We start from the raw sequence: 16,897 nt of genomic DNA, 5'->3' as shown, positions 1-16,897 counted from the left end.
TTTACGAATGAAAAAAGTAACTGTAAATTCATTATTTATTTTCGGTTTATGTTTAAGCGCAACCATACCTGGACTTGCACAACATCAAACAACACAAGATTCAATCCAAAAGACAGCCTTAAATGAAATCGTTTTATCGGCTGTTCGCGTGGATGGAAAATCCCCCATTGCCTATGAAAATTTGTCTAAAGCTGCATTGACTAAACGCAATTTAGGACAAGATATTCCTGTGTTAATGGGGCAGATGACTTCTGTAGTCACAACAACGGATGCCGGAAATGGAATCGGTTATTCGAGTTTCCGCGTACGTGGTTCTGATGCCACACGTGTGAACGTGACTTTAAATGGAATTCCGTATAACGATGGTGAGTCACAAGGCTCATTTTGGGTGAATATGCCCGATTTTGGTTCTTCGGTACAAAACTTACAACTACAGCGAGGTGTCGGAACATCAACCAATGGTTCGGCTGCTTTTGGTGCCAGTTTAAATTTAAAAACGGATGACTATTCGCAAGAAGCCAACGGAGAAATAGCTAATTCATTTGGAAGCTATAATACGCGTAAATCAACGGTTAAGTTCAGTACAGGATTAATAAACGATAAATTTGAAATCGCGGGTCGTTTGTCGGATATCCATTCGGATGGGTATATTGATCGCGCCTCTTCGGATTTAAGATCGTACTTTTTGCAAGGGGTATACGTTGGCAATACGTCGTTGATCAAGGCGTTAGTCTTTGGTGGAAAACAGAAGACCTATCAAGCATGGAATGGCGTATCACAAGAGGAAATAGATGAATATGGACGTCGTTATAATCCATCCGGAAAATATAAAGATGACGAGGGAAATACACAGTTCTACAACAACGAAACCGATAATTACAAACAAGATCACTACCAATTGCATTGGAGTGAACGTTGGTCTGATGCATGGAGCTCGAATGTATCGCTACACTATACGAAAGGATACGGGTATTATGAGAATTACAAAAAGAACCAAAAAGTCAAAGAATACGGTTTAGATGCTGTGTTTGTCAATGGGGAAGAAGTGAATCGAACAGATTTAATTCGTCGAAAAGCCTTGGATAATCATTTCTATGGAATGGTCTTTAACGTTAACTATAAAGCAGACGCACTTACTGTTGTTGTAGGTGGTGGGGCGAATAAGTATGAAGGGGATCATTTTGGTACGATCTTATGGGCGAAACAACCCGTGAATTTTGATTACAAACAAGAGTACTACCGCGATCATGCTGTGAAGACTGATGTGAATTTCTTTGCTAAAGCAACTTGGCAATTAACAGAACAATGGAGCTTATATGGGGATATGCAGTATCGTAGAGTAACATACGAAGCCAATGGAGAAGAAACAGGACTAGTAAATGTGAAATTTAATTTCTTGAATCCAAAAGCGGGAATTACCTTCCAGGCTAATGAGGAAAATCAGTTCTATTTCTCTTATGCAAGAGCGAATAAAGAACCCAATCGTACGGATTATAAAGAACGCCAGCTTAATCAAATGCCAAAAGCGGAAAAATTAGACGATTTTGAATTGGGATGGAGAATGCAAACAGAACGCGCGAGTCTGAATGTAAATGCCTTCTATATGAAATATAAGGATCAATTGGTCTTAACAGGACAGTTGAATGATGTTGGGGCATCAGTACGTGAAAATATCAAAGATAGTTACCGTTTAGGAATTGAAATTGATGCTCAGGTTAGATTATTGGAAAAATGGTACTGGAATCCTAGTGTGACAGTAAGTACCAATAAAAATAAAAACTTGTCTTACCTATGGGAAGGAGAAATGCAATATTTTGGTACAAAATCTATTGCTTTCTCTCCGGATTTCATCGCCTCGAATGCGATAACGTATACTCCATTGGATGGAATGAGCGTTTCCTTACTAACGAAATTTGTAGGGGAGCAGTATATGTCTAATATAGAGGCGAAAAACTCGAAACTCGATTCTTATTTTGTCAATGATTTGAGTTTGAACTATGAGTTTCCAGTAAAAAAATGGTTTAGAAGCATTGGTGTATCTGTTTTAGCAAATAATATCTTTGATGTAAAATATGTGTCGAATGGATATTATTGGTCGGATTTTGATGGTACCCAAGCCATTGATGGAGCAGGGTATTATCCCCAAGCAACCTTTAATATTTTAGCAGGTTTAACGCTGAAGTTTTAATATAAAAAAGGATGGTCTGCAGACCATCCTTTTTTATTGGATTTTTATTTAATAATTAATATTTAAAGTAGTTCCTTTCTGTGTAACTGCATAAGGTTTTAATTGATATTGGGCTCCTGGTGTCAAAGAAGTTCCAGTTAGTAAACTGTACTGAAGTGGAGTAGGATGTTGTTCACAGGTGCAAGTAAGATAGATATCGTTCGGTTTTTCCATTTTCATTCTAGAACAATTGCGGTCAACAGGATGATTGGGGCAGGCAATATCATACGCCAAATAGTAAGGGCCCGCATTGAAAATAATCACGCCCATTACGCCTTGATTTTCTATAATAACAGAATTATTGGGAAATTTTAGTTTGTCGTAGGCAGGTAAGTTTAAATCAATAAAGATAGAAACTGGATTGTTGGGTAAATAAGGATTGCTATATCGCACACTATCTTTAGAGCAACTAAAGCCGAATAATAGGACGAGAACTAAGAATAAAATTTTTTTCATCGCATAAAATATTTGTAAAACAAATTTAATTAATTAACTTTGACAAGTAGACTATACAGAATTAGATAATTTATTTAAATAAATATAAAAAATATTTTACGCACCAGAAAATCCCGTTTCATGGGATTTTTTCTATTTATATAAACCAGTTAATTATGAGTAAAATTTCGTATTACACTGCTGAGGGGCTGAAGAAGCTAAAGGATGAATTAGAGCAGTTAAAAAGTGTAGAGCGTCCAAAAGCATCACAAGCAATTGCTGATGCAAGAGACAAAGGGGATTTATCGGAGAATGCGGAGTATGATGCTGCAAAAGAAGCACAGGGGTTACTGGAACTGAAAATTGCGAAAATGGAAGAGGTAGTATCGACGGCTAGAATTATTGATGAATCACAGTTAGATGAATCAAAAGCCTTGGTACTTTCAACGGTTAAAATTAAAAATCAATCGAATGGTATGGTTTTAACCTATACATTAGTCGCTGAAAGTGAAGCTGATTTGAAAGCAGGAAAAATTTCTGTAACTTCTCCTATTGGAAAAGGATTATTAGGAAAATCTGTGGGTGAAATCGCAGAAATTAAAGTTCCTAATGGACAAATGAATTTTGAGATTCTTGAAATTTCAAGAGATTAATTTTTAAAACATCGAATGTATGAGTTCAATTTTCACTAAAATAATCAATGGAGAACTTCCAGCATATAAAATCGCTGAAAACGATCAGTTTTTAGCCTTTTTAGATATTAATCCCAATGCAAAAGGACACACATTGTGTATTCCTAAGCAAGAGATTAATAAAATCTTTGACATGGAAGAAGAGCATTATGTAGAATTGATGAAATTCTCAAGAAAAATAGCCAAAGCTTTAGAACAAGCTGTTCCTTGCCAAAGAATTGGAATGTCTGTTGTAGGATTAGAAGTACCACACGTTCACGTGCACTTAATTCCTTTGCAAACCATGGATGATATTCGTTTTAGTAAAAAAGAAACTTTGAGCCCAGAAGCGTTTGAAGAAGTAGTAAAAAAAGTACAACAATACCTATAAGCTCTAGCTGATGAGCAGTAGAAATTAAAAAAAGCAGTAGTGAATTTTTCACTACTGCTTTTTTTGTCTGACCAATTGCTTCTTATTTGGTCGTTACACCATCTTATAAGTAATCACAAACGTAGTTCCTTTACCTAGTTCAGAATGATGAACTCTGATTTTTCCATTTTGGTATTCTTCTACAATTCTTCGAGAAAGAGAAAGTCCGAGTCCCCAACCGCGTTTTTTGGAAGTATAACCAGGTTCAAATATTTTTTCAAATTTATTTTTCGGAATACCACTTCCTGTATCAGTAAAAAAGAGATGAACAAACTGATTTGTCATTGAAATGACAAGTTCGATTTGCCCTTTTCCCTTGGTTGCATCAATGGCATTTTTAATTAAATTCTCAATGGTCCAGCTGTGTAATTCTGGATTAAGTAAGACTTTAATTTCTCGTTCTGGTGCTGAAAAATGAAACGAAATCTGTTTAGAAGATCGCTGTTGAAAATACGCATACGTTTTGTAGGTTTCCGAAATGATGTCCACTGGTGTTAATTGCGGTTTTGAACCAATTTTAGAAAAACGATCTGCGATGGTCTGCAAACGCTTGACATCTTTTTCAATTTCTTCAATAATGGTAGGATTCATTTCTTCCAACTTCATTAATTCAATCCATCCCAACAAGGAGGATAAAGGAGTACCTATTTGATGAGCTGTTTCCTTAGCCATACCCGTCCATAAGCGATTTTGTGCCGCAATCTTATTACTGCGATAGAAAATGATAATCAAAACAGTAAAAAAGATAAAAATTAAAATTAAAGCTAAAGGATAATACTTCAGTTTTAATAATAAAGAGGAATTCCCATAATACAAATACTGTTTCTGTTTCCCTACCTCTACTTCAATAGGGGTATTTTCATTTTTGAGCTTGCGCAAGAAAAGCAGTGCTTCAGTTTCACTTTGCTGTACTTTCAGTGGCACATTGACCATAGCTAAAATACTATCTCGGTCATTGGTTTGAATAATGGGAATTGTGGTGTTGTTTGTCAGAATTAATAAAGGAAGCTCAAGATTAGTATCATGAGGATTCGCTTCATTTAATGTATTCGATGCCGTGGACCAAATCTCCATTTTGATGCGTTCTTCTTCTTTATACGTCTGAAAAAAAGAATACGTATTCCAAAGAATAAGCAATAAAACAACAAATGCAGTTGCAATGAGTGTCCAGCGAATAATTTCTCTTTGTATTTTCAAGATGATGATTCATTTAGATGTTTAAAGGTAACTAAAAAAAAGGCGATATAATTCATGCATTTTAGTTAATCAAACGCAGATTTTTCCTTTTCAATATAGTAGAATAGGATTAATTATGAAGTGAATCGAGCGTATTCATTGAGAGGAGGCTTAGTTTTATCAAGACCAGAAAATGAAAAAGAAAAAATAGCACAGGAAGAAGGTGTTTGTAGCTCGTGTTTTTTTGTGGTTCAATCTGCTTTTAGTACCTTTACTCATCGACCTAAAAAGAAGAAATATAATGAAAACAATAAACCCAAAAGACATTTCAACTGTAGAATTGCAAGGTTTTTTACAAGGGTCTGTAGGACCAAGACCTATTGCTTTAGCGAGTACAGTTGATGCTGATGGAAATCCCAATTTATCCCCTTTTAGCTTTTTTAATTTATTTAGTGCTAATCCACCAATTTTAGTATTCTCCCCTTCAAGACGCGTGCGTGATAATACATGTAAACATACGTTATTCAATGTACAAGCAACGATGCAGGTGGTTATTAACGTGGTGAATTATGACATGGTGCAACAAACCTCTTTATCAAGTACAGAGTATAAAGATGGAGTAAATGAGTTTGTAAAAGCAGGTTTTACTATGATTGAATCGGAAGAGGTTCGCCCATTCCGCGTAAAAGAAAGTCCTGTTCAATTCGAGTGTATTGTACAAGAAGTGATTGGCTTAGGAACAGAAGGCGGAGCTGGTAATTTAGTGATCTGCGAAGTGGTAAAAATGCACATTGATGAAGCAATCCTCAATGAAAAAGGAGGAATCGATCAACATAAAATTGATTTAGTTTCTCGTATGGGAGGCAATTGGTATAGCCGCTCTAATATGGGGATGTTTGAAGTAGAAAAACCATTGACCACACTAGGATTAGGTGTTGATATCATCCCACAAGAGGTGATTGATAGTTTGGTGTTTTCAGGAAACGATTTAGGAATCTTAGGAAACGTAGAACACTTACCAACAACAGAGGAAATTCAAGCGTTTTTATTGGCAAATCCAGAAGCTAAAGAAATCGTAGCATCAGGTGATGTTGAAAAGAAATTTAAGCAAGCTAAAAAGTATTTAGAGGAAAATAATGTACCTTTGGCTTGGAATATGATTTTAGCAAAGTAACAATCAGGAAAAAAAAGATATAATGGAAGTAATAGGAAGAATTAAGGTGATTGGGCAGCCACAAGATATTAGCTCAAGCTTCAGAAAAAGAGAAGTTGTGGTTACTACTGAAGAACAATATCCACAAGATATTTTAATTGAGTTTACACAAGATAGAGTGAACTTACTTGATACGTTTCAAGTAGGAGAACCAGTAAAAGTATCGATTAATTTAAGAGGAAGAGAGTGGACATCTCCACAAGGTGAAGTAAGATATTTTAATACGATTCAAGGTTGGAGAATTGAAAGAAACATGCCTGCACAAGGAATGGGACAGCCAATGCAAAACCAATATGCACAACAACCTAATATGGGGCAGCCTGTACAACAAGCAGGAGGATTCAACCAAAATTACCAAGGTAATCAAGGGACACCTAATCAGTTTGCACAACAAGCACCGCAAGCGCCTCAAACTCCACAATTCCCTCCAGCACCGTCATTCACGGAGGAGGATCATGATGATTTACCATTTTAATTAATACGAATCCCTAATCAATTGATTGGGGATTTTTTTTCTCTATGATAGCTATTTTAGATCCCAATTACTTAGGTTTTCCTCCCGTTGAAACAGCACATGAATCCGGAATTTTAGCCATTGGCGGTGCACTTACTGCGGATTGGTTACTCCTGGCCTATCAACATGGGGTATTTCCGTGGTTTGAAGATGGTGAACCCATCACCTGGTGGGCGCCAAACCCAAGAATGGTTGTTGACTTAACCACATTTAAACCTTCAAAAAGCATGCGCAATATCTTGAACAGAGCACTATTTCAAGTGACGTTTAATATGCATTTCGAGGCTGTAATTAAACAGTGTCAACAGGTAAAAAGACAAGGGCAAAATGGTACTTGGATTACGGATGAAATGTTGGCCGCTTATTGTGAGTTACATCAGTTAGGCTATGCGAAATCTGTTGAAGTATGGCAAGAAGGACGTTTAGTTGGTGGACTCTATGGTGTGGATGTAGGACATGGGGTTTTCTGCGGAGAAAGTATGTTCTCTTTGGTATCTAATGCAAGTAAAGTTGCTTTTCATCAGTTGATTCAAAGACTCAGAGAAGAAAACTATCAATTATTAGACTGTCAGGTGTATAATCCTCATCTTGAATTATTAGGCGCCATTGAAATTCCCCGTGAAACTTATATGACCTATTTAAAAGATAAAAAATAAAGAAAATCCAAACGTTAAAAAGCTAACGTTTGGATTTTCCAATTTAAGGTGTCTATTAATACAAATTGATTGTGTAAGGGATTTGCATCTAAAATAACTTTGAGTGTCTCTTGGGCCATCATTAAGCCAATAATGCCTGGAAAAGTACCCAATACCCCGTGTAAGCTACAATTGGGAGTGTCTTTTGGATCAGGAGCCTCAGGAAATATATCCCGTAAGTTTTTAGAATTTCGATGCTGGAAGACGGCTAATTGCCCTTGAAACCCCAATATGGTGCCATATATCAAAGGTTTGTTTAATAAAACACAAGCATCGTTAACCAAATAACGCGTGGTGAAATTGTCCGTCCCATCTACGATATAATCATAGGAAGTAAAAAGAGCCTCGACATTGTCAGAGGTTACCTTTTCTCTATGAATGTGAAAGTGAATATGAGGATTGAGCTGAGTAATGCGTTTGGCCGCAACATCTACTTTGTATTGCCCAATATCATGTGCTGTGAATAGAATTTGCCGATGTAAATTATGTATCTCCACACGATCAAAATCAACTACTCCCAAATGCCCTATTCCAGAGGCTGCCAAATAGGTGAGAATAGGAGAGCCTAGCCCTCCAGCGCCAAGGACTAATACACGTGCATTTTTAATTTTTAATTGACCTGCAGTTCCAACTTCAGTTAAATTCATTGGACGGCTGTAACGTAAAAAATCGTGAACTTCTAGCATAGGGTTAGAATGAGAAATTAGCATAGCTCTGATTCCAATCAGTCCAGATCGGTTCATAGCCTTTGGATTGAATCAGTTGATAAATGGCGGCTGTTGATCGCTGGTCACAGGTTTCAAATTGAGCGAGTGAACCCTGATCTACAGTATATCCCCCTGGATTTGTTTTGGATCCCGCACTCATGGAAGTGACCCCCAATCCAATCACGTGATCTCGAAACCATTCACTTTCGCGTGTAGAAATTGAGAGCTCAATATCTTCATTCCAGATGCGATAGGCAAACATCAGTTGAAGTAAATCAATATCCTCCATGATAAAATTAGGTTCTACATTGCCTTCCGCAGGTCGCAACCGAGGAAAGGAAATAGAATATTTGGTTTTCCAATAGGTTTTTTGAAGATAATCGAGGTGTAAAGCGGTAAAAAAGCTATCCACACGCCAATCTTCTAGCCCTAATAATACGCCTAATCCTATTTTGTGAATACCGGCTTGCCCAATGCGATCAGGTGTTTCCAAGCGATAGCTAAAATTGGATTTTTTACCTTTGGGATGATACTGTTTGTAGACGGCCTCGTGATAGGTTTCTTGATAGACCAAAACGGCATATACCCCGAGCTGAGCTAAGACTTCATATTCGTTTTGCTCTAGCGGTTGTACTTCAATCGAAAGGGTTGAAAAGGAAGTGCGAATCTGCTTGATCGCTTGTTCAAAATAACGAAGGTTAACGGTGTGATTGGCTTCACCTGTAACCAATAAAATGTGATCATATCCTTGACCTTTGAGCAAGTGAATCTCTTGTTCGATTTCGATAGGGGTTAAGGTTTTTCTGCGGATGTTGTTATCAATACTAAATCCACAGTAGGTACAAATATTATGACATTCATTGCTCAAATACATTGGAGTATAGAGCTGAATGGTCTTGCCAAAACGCTTATGCGTCAGCTGTTGACTGAGTTGAGCCATGGGTTCTAGAAAAGGGCGAGCTGCGGGCGAAATCAGGTGAAGGAAATCAGTCAGATTTCGCTTTGATTTACTTAGACTTTGAACCACTTGTTCTGGTGTTGTGGAGTTGAGCTGCTGGCGAATTTCCTCCCAGGAATACTGAGTGTAAACATCGTAAAACGTCATGGTTATTGGTATAAAAATGAGGTTAAGGGACTAGATGCATGGGCATGGTTTTGAATTGCACCCAATTGGGCTTCATAAGCCATTCTTCCTGCTTGAACCGCTTGCTGAAAAGCTTTAGCCATAACAACTGGATCACCTGCAACGGCAATAGCGGTATTCACCAATACGGCATCTGCACCAAGTTCCATGGCCTTCGCAGCATCAGAGGGTGCTCCAATCCCTGCATCCACAATAACAGGAACACGACTATTTTCAATAATGATTTCCAAGAAATCCAAGGTTTTCAACCCTTTATTGGTGCCAATAGGGGAACCTAAAGGCATGACAGCTGTTGTTCCAACCTCTTCTAATCGCTTGCACAACACAGGGTCTGCGTGAATATAAGGCAATACGAAAAAACCTTGCTTGGCTAGCTCTTCTGTGGCGAGTAAGGTTTCAATGGGGTCGGGTAACAAGTATTTTGGATCAGGATGAATTTCGACTTTTACCCAATTCGTTTCTAAAGCTTCACGGGCAAGCTGAGCCGCTAAGATGGCTTCTTTCGCATTTCTAGCCCCTGAGGTATTGGGAAGTAAGTGCAAATGCGGATGGTTCAAATGGGCTAGTAAAGCAGGATTGTCCTGTTTTAAATCCAATCGTTTTAAAGCAACCGTGATGAATTCAGTTCTACTGGCTAAAGTAGCGGCTTCCATTACAGCATTAGATCCGTATTTGCCAGTGCCTAAAAATAATCGAGAGTGGAAGGTTTTATCTCCTAGTTGAAATGGGGTCATAAGAAGTAAGTATTTAGTTGTTTTATAAGTTGTTGAGGGGATTTCGCTTGATGGAGTAAACTCGATACAGCGATTCCCGATAGTCCTAGTTGTTGTAATATTGGTACATCGGCTAAGGTGATACCTCCAATTGCGACAAGAGGTGTCTTTTTTTCTTCTGGGGTTAGTGCAGCCAATAGTTGTTGGTACCCGTCAAATCCCAATAAAGGGCTTAATTTCTTTTTCGTTGGTGTATAGCGCAAAGGGCCTAATCCGATATAATCACAAGACTCCTCTAGGCGTTGTTTCACATCTCGTAGGGTATTGGCTGTTCCGCCTATGATTTTATGGGGAAGTAAGGCTCGTGCTTCGGCAATAGATCGATCTTGAAGCCCTAAATGTACCCCATCTGCATCAATGGCTAGAGCCAGATCGGGATCATCGTTAATAAGTAAGGTTGCCTGATAGCGATCACAAAGAAGTTTCACTTGCTCCGCGGTTTTCCATCGAATAGAGGTAAGTGTGTCTTTAAATCGGAATTGAATCCACCGTTGTCCCGCATATAAAACGGATTCGATGTGGTACAATTGTTCTTGAGGGGTATCACCCTGACTGATATATTGAATGGGATTAAACATGATAAGCTAATAAAGTTGAATTGGACGCCAATATGTTTTCGACGTATTGTTTTGATTTTTGCACCGCTTCATCGAGTGAATTTCCCAAAGCGAGCTGACTCGCAATCGCGGAAGATAAAATACAACCCGTACCGTGTTTGGTCGTGGGATACACCTGTTGAGGATAAAATGAATATTGTTTATCTGCAGTTAAGAGGTAATCGATGGCTTTCGCTTCTGGGTGATGTCCTCCTTTGAGTAAAACAGTACAAGTAGTAGAGAGCGATTGTGCCTTTTCTAGTGGCGTTGCTCCTATGGGAATCAGCTGGTCTAGTTCAAAGTAATTAGGCGTGATTAAATCCAGATGAAGAAGTATGGCTTCCAGCGTTTGACCTCCAATGCCTGTTGTAAAATCAAAATGGGTACTCGAGCGCAAAACGGGATCCCAAATAATATACGCTTGGGGGATATATTGTCTAATCATTTGAAGGTAGCACAAGAGCTCTTCTCCTGATTCCACAATACCTATTTTAACGACTTGCGGTTGATAACGCTGTAAGAGAACCTCGAGTTGTTGCAGAATATAGTTTCGCTCTTCCCAGCGAATAGCTACAAATGTATCTTCTGTTTGGATGGTATTGGCTGTGAGAATGCCCAAGCCATATACCTGATGACTTTCAAATGTTTTGATATCGGCTAATAATCCAGCTCCTCCGGAAGGATCAAAACCTGCTATCGAAAGAACAATGGGTCTTGTTTGTAACATAAATCAAAAATTTTAAGGGGTTCTTCAGCTTGCCAAATTGCACCAAGCACTGCAAAATCATCAAATCCCATGTTGCGAACGGTTGCTAGATGATTAGGGGTGATTCCTCCCAAAGCAACTGTTCGAATCCAAGGGTATTTCCAATCGTCTAAAAAAGAGGGCCAGTGAAGGGTTGGTTGATACGCTATTTTAGAAATGCTGTTGAAAACAGGACTGAGAAAAACGCGTTGATGCCTTGTTGATAACTTCTCGCATTCGGTGGAGTTATGAACACTTGTTGACAAATTGGGCAGTTTCTGTGTATAGTTATTAACAAATGAACAATTATCTGTTGATAAGTGGGCATATTGTGCCTTTAAGCTGTTGATAAGTTGGACATATTGTTTAAAAACTTTAGGATAATTGTTGATAACAGGGCTTGGGATGTGAATAACTAGCCGATTGCGATGTTGATAACTGATGTTTTCAACCCATTGTTGGAGCTGTTCAAAAGTGAAATTAGGCTTTCTAATATGCAAAAGAGGTAAGCCTCTTTCCAACATTTCATTGGCGAGGCTTATTTCTTTTGGATGATTAGCTGCTGGAGTAATAACCACCATACTACAGGTAGATTTCTTTTCCAGATTTGATGAACTCTTCCGACATTTCTTTCATGCCTTGTTCTGCTGAATCGCGAATTTCTTGGGAGATTTTCATCGAACAGAATTTTGGTCCACACATCGAACAGAAATGAGCCACTTTAGCTGCATCAGCTGGCAAGGTTTCATCGTGAAACTCCCGTGCTGTATCTGGGTCTAAAGACAAATTGAACTGATCTTCCCAACGGAATTCAAAACGGGCTTTACTCAAAGCATTGTCTCTGTATTGTGCACCTGGATGTCCTTTGGCTAAATCTGCTGCGTGAGCAGCTAACTTATAGGTAATCACACCGTCTTTGACATCTTTTTTATTGGGTAAACCTAAATGTTCTTTTGGGGTTACATAACATAGCATGGCTGTTCCATACCAACCAATCATAGCAGCACCAATGGCGGAGGTGATGTGATCATAACCAGGGGCAATATCCGTTGTTAAAGGACCTAAGGTGTAAAAAGGCGCTTCGCCACAATCGCGTAATTGCTTTTCCATATTTTCTTTGATGAGGTGCATCGGTACATGTCCGGGGCCTTCAATCATAACCTGTACATCGTGTTTCCACGCAATTTTAGTTAATTCTCCTAAGGTTTCTAACTCTGCAAATTGAGCTGCATCATTGGCATCTGCAATAGAACCAGGTCTTAGTCCATCTCCTAAAGAGAACGCAATATCGTAGCGTTTCATAATCTCGCATATTTCTTCAAAATGCGTGTATAAAAAGTTTTCTTGGTGATGAAATAAACACCATTTAGCCATGATGGATCCTCCTCTTGAAACGATACCCGTAACGCGTTGAGCTGTTAGGTGAATGTAGCGCAAAAGAACGCCCGCGTGAATGGTGAAATAGGATACTCCTTGTTCTGCTTGTTCAATCAAAGTGTCTCTAAAAATTTCCCAAGTCAAATCTTCGGCTATTCCTTTTACTTTTTCTAAGGCTTGATAGATGGGTACGGTTCCAATGGGTACAGGTGAATTGCGAATAATCCATTCTCTAGTTTCATGGATATTCTTTCCCGTAGATAAATCCATAATCGTATCTGCTCCCCAACGACACGCCCAAACCGCTTTTTCTACCTCTTCTTCAATGGTTGAGGTGACAGCGCTATTTCCGATATTCGCATTGATTTTTACAAGGAAGTTACGCCCAATAATCATTGGCTCACTTTCGGGATGGTTGATGTTATTGGGAATTATCGCACGCCCAGCCGCAATTTCATCGCGAACAAATTCTGGTGTAATATAGTTTTTGGGCGTATGGGCTCCAAAACTATTGCCTGGGTGCTGTTGCTTCAATGCAGGGGAAATAGCATCTAGTTGTTCTAAGCGTTGATTTTCACGGATAGCCACATATTCCATCTCGGGAGTAATAATCCCTTGCTTCGCATAGTGTAACTGCGTCACATTTAGCCCCGATTTAGCTACTTTGGGTTTATGTGTAAATTCAAAACGCAAATGAGTTAGCTTAGGATCTTCAGCTCGTTGCTGTCCATAAGCAGACGTAAGCGTATCCAAAATTTCAACATCTTGTCGATCTAATATCCAAGATTCTCTCAAACGAGGTAATCCTTTTTTAATGTTGATCTCAAGCTGTTCGTCAGTATAAGCCCCTGAGGTGTCATAGACAGTGACTGGTGGATTTTTCTCTAGTGCGCCTTGACTAAGTTTCGTATCACTTAAGGTAATTTCACGCATCGCTACGCGAATGGGAAATAGTGTTCCCGCTACATATACCTTTTTTGAATTGGGAAAAGGAGTTTGTGAAATCTTTTCGTGTTGTTCCATATAATCTGATTTATTGTTTATAATCGTTGAATTAAAATGGAATCAACCGCCTTGGGTTGCTGTGATAATTAAAATATCATCTGCCTCGGATAAGAGATAGGTACTCCAGTCCGCTTTGGCAATAACCGTAGCATTCACTGCAACGGCAATGCCTTTTTGTTGCGTTGTGCCGTGTAAATCCAGCATAGTCTGAATGCTGATTTGCAGCTGTTCAAAGTGAAATTTCTGATTGTTGATGTGTAGTTCCATTCCTTTTATTTTGTTGATATAACTTTAGGAATGGCCACACGTCAGTACAGGATGTACCGAATGAAGTCATCTTACTTTTCCCTACGCTAGTATGAACTAGATCAGGTTCAAAGGGTAAAATCTCAGCCTACACGATGTAGACACCCCTAAAGTTGAAAGCAAATATAAGGATTATTTTATGGGAAGCAAGGATTGCTTCTTTTTCTGTTATTTTGTAAATTGTTTGAAATTTAACTAGTTATGAAAAAATCAGAAATACAATTTAGGATGAATTGGGAACGAAGGATGAAAAGAGGTCAACTTAAGTATGGGTTAATCGAGGGAGGTATCTTTGGTATTTCTGTCTATTCATTTACTGTGTTCGGATCTTTTTTGTTCTCAGATTATGTCTTTGATAGTACGCTGTTTATTTTTGAAATGATGCTTTGGATACTCGGAGGGATTGGAGCTTACCTTACTGTGATGTGGAGGTTAAATATGTATTTTTATAAACGCTATCAGAAGAAATATAGTTTGATTCAGGGTCAGGCTACTAGTGAGAAATGAAAAAAGATCCATAACTATTTAGGTATGGATCTTTTTTTGCAGATGAATCTGTATCTGTCTTACATTAGATTTGTAACACAAAGAAGCGATACACAACCTGTAATTTTTTAAATTGAATTTGTTTCTTGGGTTTCAAGTTCCAAAGAATCTGTATTATTTCCAATTTTATCTACAACCAGGGCAATTGCACCATCTCCCATCACATTGCAAGCTGTACCGAAGCTGTCCATAGCCACGTATAAAGCAATCATCAGGGTTTGTTGTTCAGCATCAAATCCCAAAACAGACTGTAATACCCCTAATGCAGCCATAATAGCGCCACCTGGTACACCTGGCGCGGCAATCATCGTAATGCCTAGCATGAGGATAAAACCTATCATCGCGAAAGGATCAATGGGCGTATGTTGAATGAGCATTAAGGCAATAGCACAAGCAACAATTTTCAAGGTACTTCCAGCCAAGTGAATCGTGGCACAAAGTGGAATGACAAAACCAGCTATTTTGGGATTTACGTCATTTTTTAACGTTGATTCTAAAGTTACAGGAATCGTCGCTGCTGATGACTGCGTACCTAAAGCTGTAAAATAGGCCGGTAGCATATTCTTCATTAAAAGAAACGGATTTCTTTTGACCACAAGTCCAGCAAGACAATATTGAAAAATTAAAAATACAATATGGAGGGCGAAAATAACGCCGATAATTTTCAAGAACGTTTCAAGTATAACGAAAACTTGACCACTGTAGGTCATATTTAAAAATACACCAAAAATAAAGAGGGGTAAGAAAGGAATAATCACTTTCTCTATCACAGTCATGATAATAGACTGAAACTCGTTAAAAACCCCTTTTAAATGGGTAAATGGGCCTTTAGAGATGCATATCCCAACGATAAAAGCGAGGATTAAGGCGCTCATTACATCAAATAGAGGGGGAATCTCAATAGAAAAGTAAGGAATCAGTACTTTTTCTGGCTCAATAACTAGTTTTGTAGATTGGGTAAGTAGAAATTGAGGAAAGATACTAATGGAAACTGCATAGGAACTAAAACCCGCTAATAGGGTAGAACCATAGGCTAATCCCGCAGTGATTACTAATAGCTTACCTGCTTCTTTCCCAATATTGCCAATGGCAGGAATAATTAACCCTACAATGATTAATGGAATGATAAAGTTTAAAAAATTACCAAAGAGTGCATTGAAGGTGCTAAAAATTCTACTCACACCCAAGGGAAGGAGATCTCCTAAATACGTCCCTAAGGCAATGGCTAATACGATTTGTAATAATAAGCTATTCTTGATGAGTTTCATATTTTTTTGTTTTAAAAATACGAAAATAAATAAAAAAACCTCAAACAAAATGCTTGAGGTTTGATATTTTAATTTTTTAAGGAAATATATTATCCTAATGAAGCTCTTTTGAATCCTGTGATTTCAACTCCAAAAGATTTAACATAATCAGAAACCTTTTTAGATTCATCTTTGATGAAGTTTTGGTCTAATAATGCTTTCTCTTGGTCTAAAGTTGTATTGTCACTGATGAAACGAGCAACTTTTCCAGGTAAAATTCTATCCCAGATGTTTTCAGGTTTACCTTCAGCTTTTAATTCAGCTTTAGCATCTTCTTCCGCTTGTTTCAATACTTCTTCAGTAAGTTGAGCGTAAGAAATATATTGAGGTACATTTTTAAGTGTTTTACCTAAACGTACTAACTCTTCGTTTTCTTTAACGATAACTGCGATACGAGCTTCTGTTTCTTTAGCGATGAATTCTGGATCAAAATCTTTGTAAGATAAAGTCTCAGCACCCATTGAAGCTACTTGCATAGAAACGTCTTTAGCAATCTCGTCTGCTTTAGCAACAGCTGAAGATAAAGCTGTGATAGCAGCAATTTTGTTACCGTGAACGTAAGAACCGATGAAAGCTCCTTCTAATACTTCGAAAGAACCGATTTCGATTTTCTCACCAATAACTCCTGTTTGCTCGATACATTTGTCAGCAATAGTCATCGTGTCATTGTATGGAGAAGCTAAGAATTCTTCTTTTGTATTGAAGTTGATTGCTTTTTCAGCTAATTCTTTTGCTAATGCTTGGAAACCTTCGTTTTTACCTACGAAGTCAGTCTCACAGTTTAATGTAAGAACAACACCTCTAGTTTTGTCAGCGTTAACAAGAGCTACAGCAGCACCTTCTGATGAATCACGATCAGAACGGTTAGCAGCAACTTTTTGTCCTTTTTTACGTAAAACTTCGATTGCTTTATCGAAATCTCCCTCAGCCTCAACTAACGCTTTTTTACAGTCCATCATTCCGGCACCTGTTTGTTGTCTTAGCTTATTTACGTCTGCAGCAGTAATATTTGCCATTTTAGTAATCTTTT

Annotated in this window: 19 protein-coding genes and 1 riboswitch; of the genes, 7 read left to right on the top strand and 12 right to left on the bottom strand. The window is 38.2% G+C overall.

What is annotated here, in order from left to right; genetic code table 11:
- The first annotated feature begins 7 nt into the window (after nt 1-7).
- Nucleotides 8-2,188, top strand: a complete 2,181-nt coding sequence (locus AWV75_RS13050) for a TonB-dependent receptor (RefSeq protein WP_060874798.1) — start codon at nt 8-10, stop codon at nt 2,186-2,188.
- Nucleotides 2,189-2,236: 48 nt separating this feature from the next.
- Here AWV75_RS13050 and AWV75_RS13045 read toward each other — a convergent pair whose 3' ends face one another.
- Nucleotides 2,237-2,683 carry a hypothetical protein gene (locus tag AWV75_RS13045; protein ID WP_060874797.1) on the bottom strand — a complete coding sequence of 149 codons (447 nt, stop codon included), beginning with the start codon at nt 2,681-2,683 and terminating at the stop codon, nt 2,237-2,239.
- 155 nt (nt 2,684-2,838) lie between these two features.
- On the opposite strand from AWV75_RS13045, the gene greA reads away from it, so the two are divergent.
- Nucleotides 2,839-3,315 (top strand): transcription elongation factor GreA, encoded by a 477-nt coding sequence (greA, locus tag AWV75_RS13040; protein WP_002987830.1) that lies wholly within the window; start codon nt 2,839-2,841, stop codon nt 3,313-3,315.
- Nucleotides 3,316-3,334: 19 nt separating this feature from the next.
- Entirely contained in the window at nt 3,335-3,724 is a 390-nt protein-coding gene (locus AWV75_RS13035) for an HIT family protein (RefSeq protein ID WP_060874796.1), read from the top strand.
- Nucleotides 3,725-3,817: 93 nt separating this feature from the next.
- Here the strand turns inward: AWV75_RS13035 and AWV75_RS13030 are convergent, their stop codons facing one another.
- Nucleotides 3,818-4,960 (bottom strand): sensor histidine kinase, encoded by a 1,143-nt coding sequence (locus AWV75_RS13030; RefSeq protein ID WP_060874795.1) that lies wholly within the window; start codon nt 4,958-4,960, stop codon nt 3,818-3,820.
- Nucleotides 4,961-5,240: 280 nt separating this feature from the next.
- Between AWV75_RS13030 and AWV75_RS13025 the strand changes: the two genes are divergently transcribed.
- From AWV75_RS13025 to aat, 3 genes are read left to right on the top strand one after another with little or no spacing between them, the layout of a single operon-like run.
- Nucleotides 5,241-6,113, top strand: a complete 873-nt coding sequence (locus AWV75_RS13025; protein WP_060874794.1) for a flavin reductase family protein — start codon at nt 5,241-5,243, stop codon at nt 6,111-6,113.
- A 22-nt stretch (nt 6,114-6,135) separates the two neighbouring features.
- Complete coding sequence (locus tag AWV75_RS13020) at nt 6,136-6,627, top strand: DUF3127 domain-containing protein (RefSeq protein WP_002987825.1); 492 nt, start codon at nt 6,136-6,138, stop codon at nt 6,625-6,627.
- A 44-nt stretch (nt 6,628-6,671) separates the two neighbouring features.
- Nucleotides 6,672-7,322 (top strand): leucyl/phenylalanyl-tRNA--protein transferase, encoded by a 651-nt coding sequence (aat, locus tag AWV75_RS13015; RefSeq protein WP_060874793.1) that lies wholly within the window; start codon nt 6,672-6,674, stop codon nt 7,320-7,322.
- 14 nt (nt 7,323-7,336) lie between these two features.
- On the opposite strand, the gene AWV75_RS13010 is transcribed toward aat, so the two are convergent.
- From AWV75_RS13010 to thiS, 8 genes are read right to left on the bottom strand one after another with little or no spacing between them, the layout of a single operon-like run.
- Nucleotides 7,337-8,047, bottom strand: a complete 711-nt coding sequence (locus tag AWV75_RS13010; RefSeq protein ID WP_060874849.1) for a HesA/MoeB/ThiF family protein — start codon at nt 8,045-8,047, stop codon at nt 7,337-7,339.
- Between the two features lie 4 nt (nt 8,048-8,051).
- Nucleotides 8,052-9,173, bottom strand: a complete 1,122-nt coding sequence (gene thiH / locus AWV75_RS13005) for a 2-iminoacetate synthase ThiH (protein WP_060874792.1) — start codon at nt 9,171-9,173, stop codon at nt 8,052-8,054.
- Nucleotides 9,174-9,175: 2 nt separating this feature from the next.
- A complete protein-coding gene (locus tag AWV75_RS13000; protein ID WP_060874791.1) occupies nt 9,176-9,946 on the bottom strand; it encodes a thiazole synthase in 771 nt (256 codons plus the stop codon).
- Entirely contained in the window at nt 9,943-10,563 is a 621-nt protein-coding gene (gene thiE / locus AWV75_RS12995; protein WP_060874790.1) for a thiamine phosphate synthase, read from the bottom strand. Before thiE ends, AWV75_RS13000 begins: the two co-directional genes overlap by 4 nt.
- Nucleotides 10,556-11,308, bottom strand: a complete 753-nt coding sequence (locus tag AWV75_RS12990) for a hydroxymethylpyrimidine/phosphomethylpyrimidine kinase (RefSeq protein WP_060874789.1) — start codon at nt 11,306-11,308, stop codon at nt 10,556-10,558. The genes thiE and AWV75_RS12990 overlap by 8 nt, the downstream gene beginning before the upstream one ends.
- Nucleotides 11,275-11,907: a thiamine phosphate synthase gene (locus tag AWV75_RS12985; RefSeq protein ID WP_060874788.1), complete on the bottom strand. Its 633-nt coding sequence runs from the start codon at nt 11,905-11,907 to the stop codon at nt 11,275-11,277. The genes AWV75_RS12990 and AWV75_RS12985 overlap by 34 nt, the downstream gene beginning before the upstream one ends.
- Before the next feature lies 1 nt (nt 11,908).
- Entirely contained in the window at nt 11,909-13,726 is a 1,818-nt protein-coding gene (gene thiC, locus AWV75_RS12980) for a phosphomethylpyrimidine synthase ThiC (protein ID WP_060874787.1), read from the bottom strand.
- A 42-nt stretch (nt 13,727-13,768) separates the two neighbouring features.
- Nucleotides 13,769-13,975, bottom strand: coding sequence for a sulfur carrier protein ThiS (thiS, locus tag AWV75_RS12975; protein WP_002987811.1), 207 nt, complete (start codon nt 13,973-13,975; stop codon nt 13,769-13,771).
- A 61-nt stretch (nt 13,976-14,036) separates the two neighbouring features.
- Nucleotides 14,037-14,133: riboswitch (TPP riboswitch) on the bottom strand.
- 82 nt (nt 14,134-14,215) lie between these two features.
- On the opposite strand from thiS, the gene AWV75_RS12970 reads away from it, so the two are divergent.
- Nucleotides 14,216-14,521, top strand: coding sequence for a hypothetical protein (locus AWV75_RS12970; protein WP_060874786.1), 306 nt, complete (start codon nt 14,216-14,218; stop codon nt 14,519-14,521).
- Nucleotides 14,522-14,628: 107 nt separating this feature from the next.
- Here AWV75_RS12970 and AWV75_RS12965 read toward each other — a convergent pair whose 3' ends face one another.
- Together AWV75_RS12965 and tsf are read right to left on the bottom strand one after the other, a co-directional pair.
- The gene (locus AWV75_RS12965; protein WP_060874785.1) at nt 14,629-15,828 is read right to left on the bottom strand and encodes a dicarboxylate/amino acid:cation symporter; all 1,200 of its coding nucleotides are present in this window, start codon (nt 15,826-15,828) and stop codon (nt 14,629-14,631) included.
- Between the two features lie 89 nt (nt 15,829-15,917).
- Nucleotides 15,918-16,883: a translation elongation factor Ts gene (gene tsf, locus AWV75_RS12960; protein ID WP_060874784.1), complete on the bottom strand. Its 966-nt coding sequence runs from the start codon at nt 16,881-16,883 to the stop codon at nt 15,918-15,920.
- Between the last annotated feature and the right edge of the window lie 14 nt (nt 16,884-16,897).

The sequence above is a fragment of the Myroides odoratus genome (assembly GCF_001549985.1).
Taxonomy (GTDB): Bacteria; Bacteroidota; Bacteroidia; order Flavobacteriales; family Flavobacteriaceae; genus Flavobacterium; species Flavobacterium odoratum_A.
This window is presented reverse-complemented; position numbering and strand designations above follow the sequence as displayed.

Coding starts and splice junctions, on each gene's coding strand:
- aat (WP_060874793.1), top strand. CDS start 6,672: ATGATAGCTATTTTAGATCCCAATTACTTAGGTTTTCCTCCCGTTGAA.
- AWV75_RS12985 (WP_060874788.1), bottom strand. CDS start 11,907: ATGGTGGTTATTACTCCAGCAGCTAATCATCCAAAAGAAATAAGCCTC.
- AWV75_RS12965 (WP_060874785.1), bottom strand. CDS start 15,828: ATGAAACTCATCAAGAATAGCTTATTATTACAAATCGTATTAGCCATT.
- AWV75_RS13035 (WP_060874796.1), top strand. CDS start 3,335: ATGAGTTCAATTTTCACTAAAATAATCAATGGAGAACTTCCAGCATAT.
- thiH (WP_060874792.1), bottom strand. CDS start 9,173: ATGACGTTTTACGATGTTTACACTCAGTATTCCTGGGAGGAAATTCGC.
- AWV75_RS13045 (WP_060874797.1), bottom strand. CDS start 2,683: ATGAAAAAAATTTTATTCTTAGTTCTCGTCCTATTATTCGGCTTTAGT.
- thiC (WP_060874787.1), bottom strand. CDS start 13,726: ATGGAACAACACGAAAAGATTTCACAAACTCCTTTTCCCAATTCAAAA.
- thiE (WP_060874790.1), bottom strand. CDS start 10,563: ATGTTTAATCCCATTCAATATATCAGTCAGGGTGATACCCCTCAAGAA.
- thiS (WP_002987811.1), bottom strand. CDS start 13,975: ATGGAACTACACATCAACAATCAGAAATTTCACTTTGAACAGCTGCAA.
- AWV75_RS13050 (WP_060874798.1), top strand. CDS start 8: ATGAAAAAAGTAACTGTAAATTCATTATTTATTTTCGGTTTATGTTTA.
- greA (WP_002987830.1), top strand. CDS start 2,839: ATGAGTAAAATTTCGTATTACACTGCTGAGGGGCTGAAGAAGCTAAAG.
- tsf (WP_060874784.1), bottom strand. CDS start 16,883: ATGGCAAATATTACTGCTGCAGACGTAAATAAGCTAAGACAACAAACA.
- AWV75_RS12990 (WP_060874789.1), bottom strand. CDS start 11,308: ATGTTACAAACAAGACCCATTGTTCTTTCGATAGCAGGTTTTGATCCT.
- AWV75_RS13025 (WP_060874794.1), top strand. CDS start 5,241: ATGAAAACAATAAACCCAAAAGACATTTCAACTGTAGAATTGCAAGGT.
- AWV75_RS13020 (WP_002987825.1), top strand. CDS start 6,136: ATGGAAGTAATAGGAAGAATTAAGGTGATTGGGCAGCCACAAGATATT.
- AWV75_RS13010 (WP_060874849.1), bottom strand. CDS start 8,047: ATGCTAGAAGTTCACGATTTTTTACGTTACAGCCGTCCAATGAATTTA.
- AWV75_RS12970 (WP_060874786.1), top strand. CDS start 14,216: ATGAAAAAATCAGAAATACAATTTAGGATGAATTGGGAACGAAGGATG.
- AWV75_RS13000 (WP_060874791.1), bottom strand. CDS start 9,946: ATGACCCCATTTCAACTAGGAGATAAAACCTTCCACTCTCGATTATTT.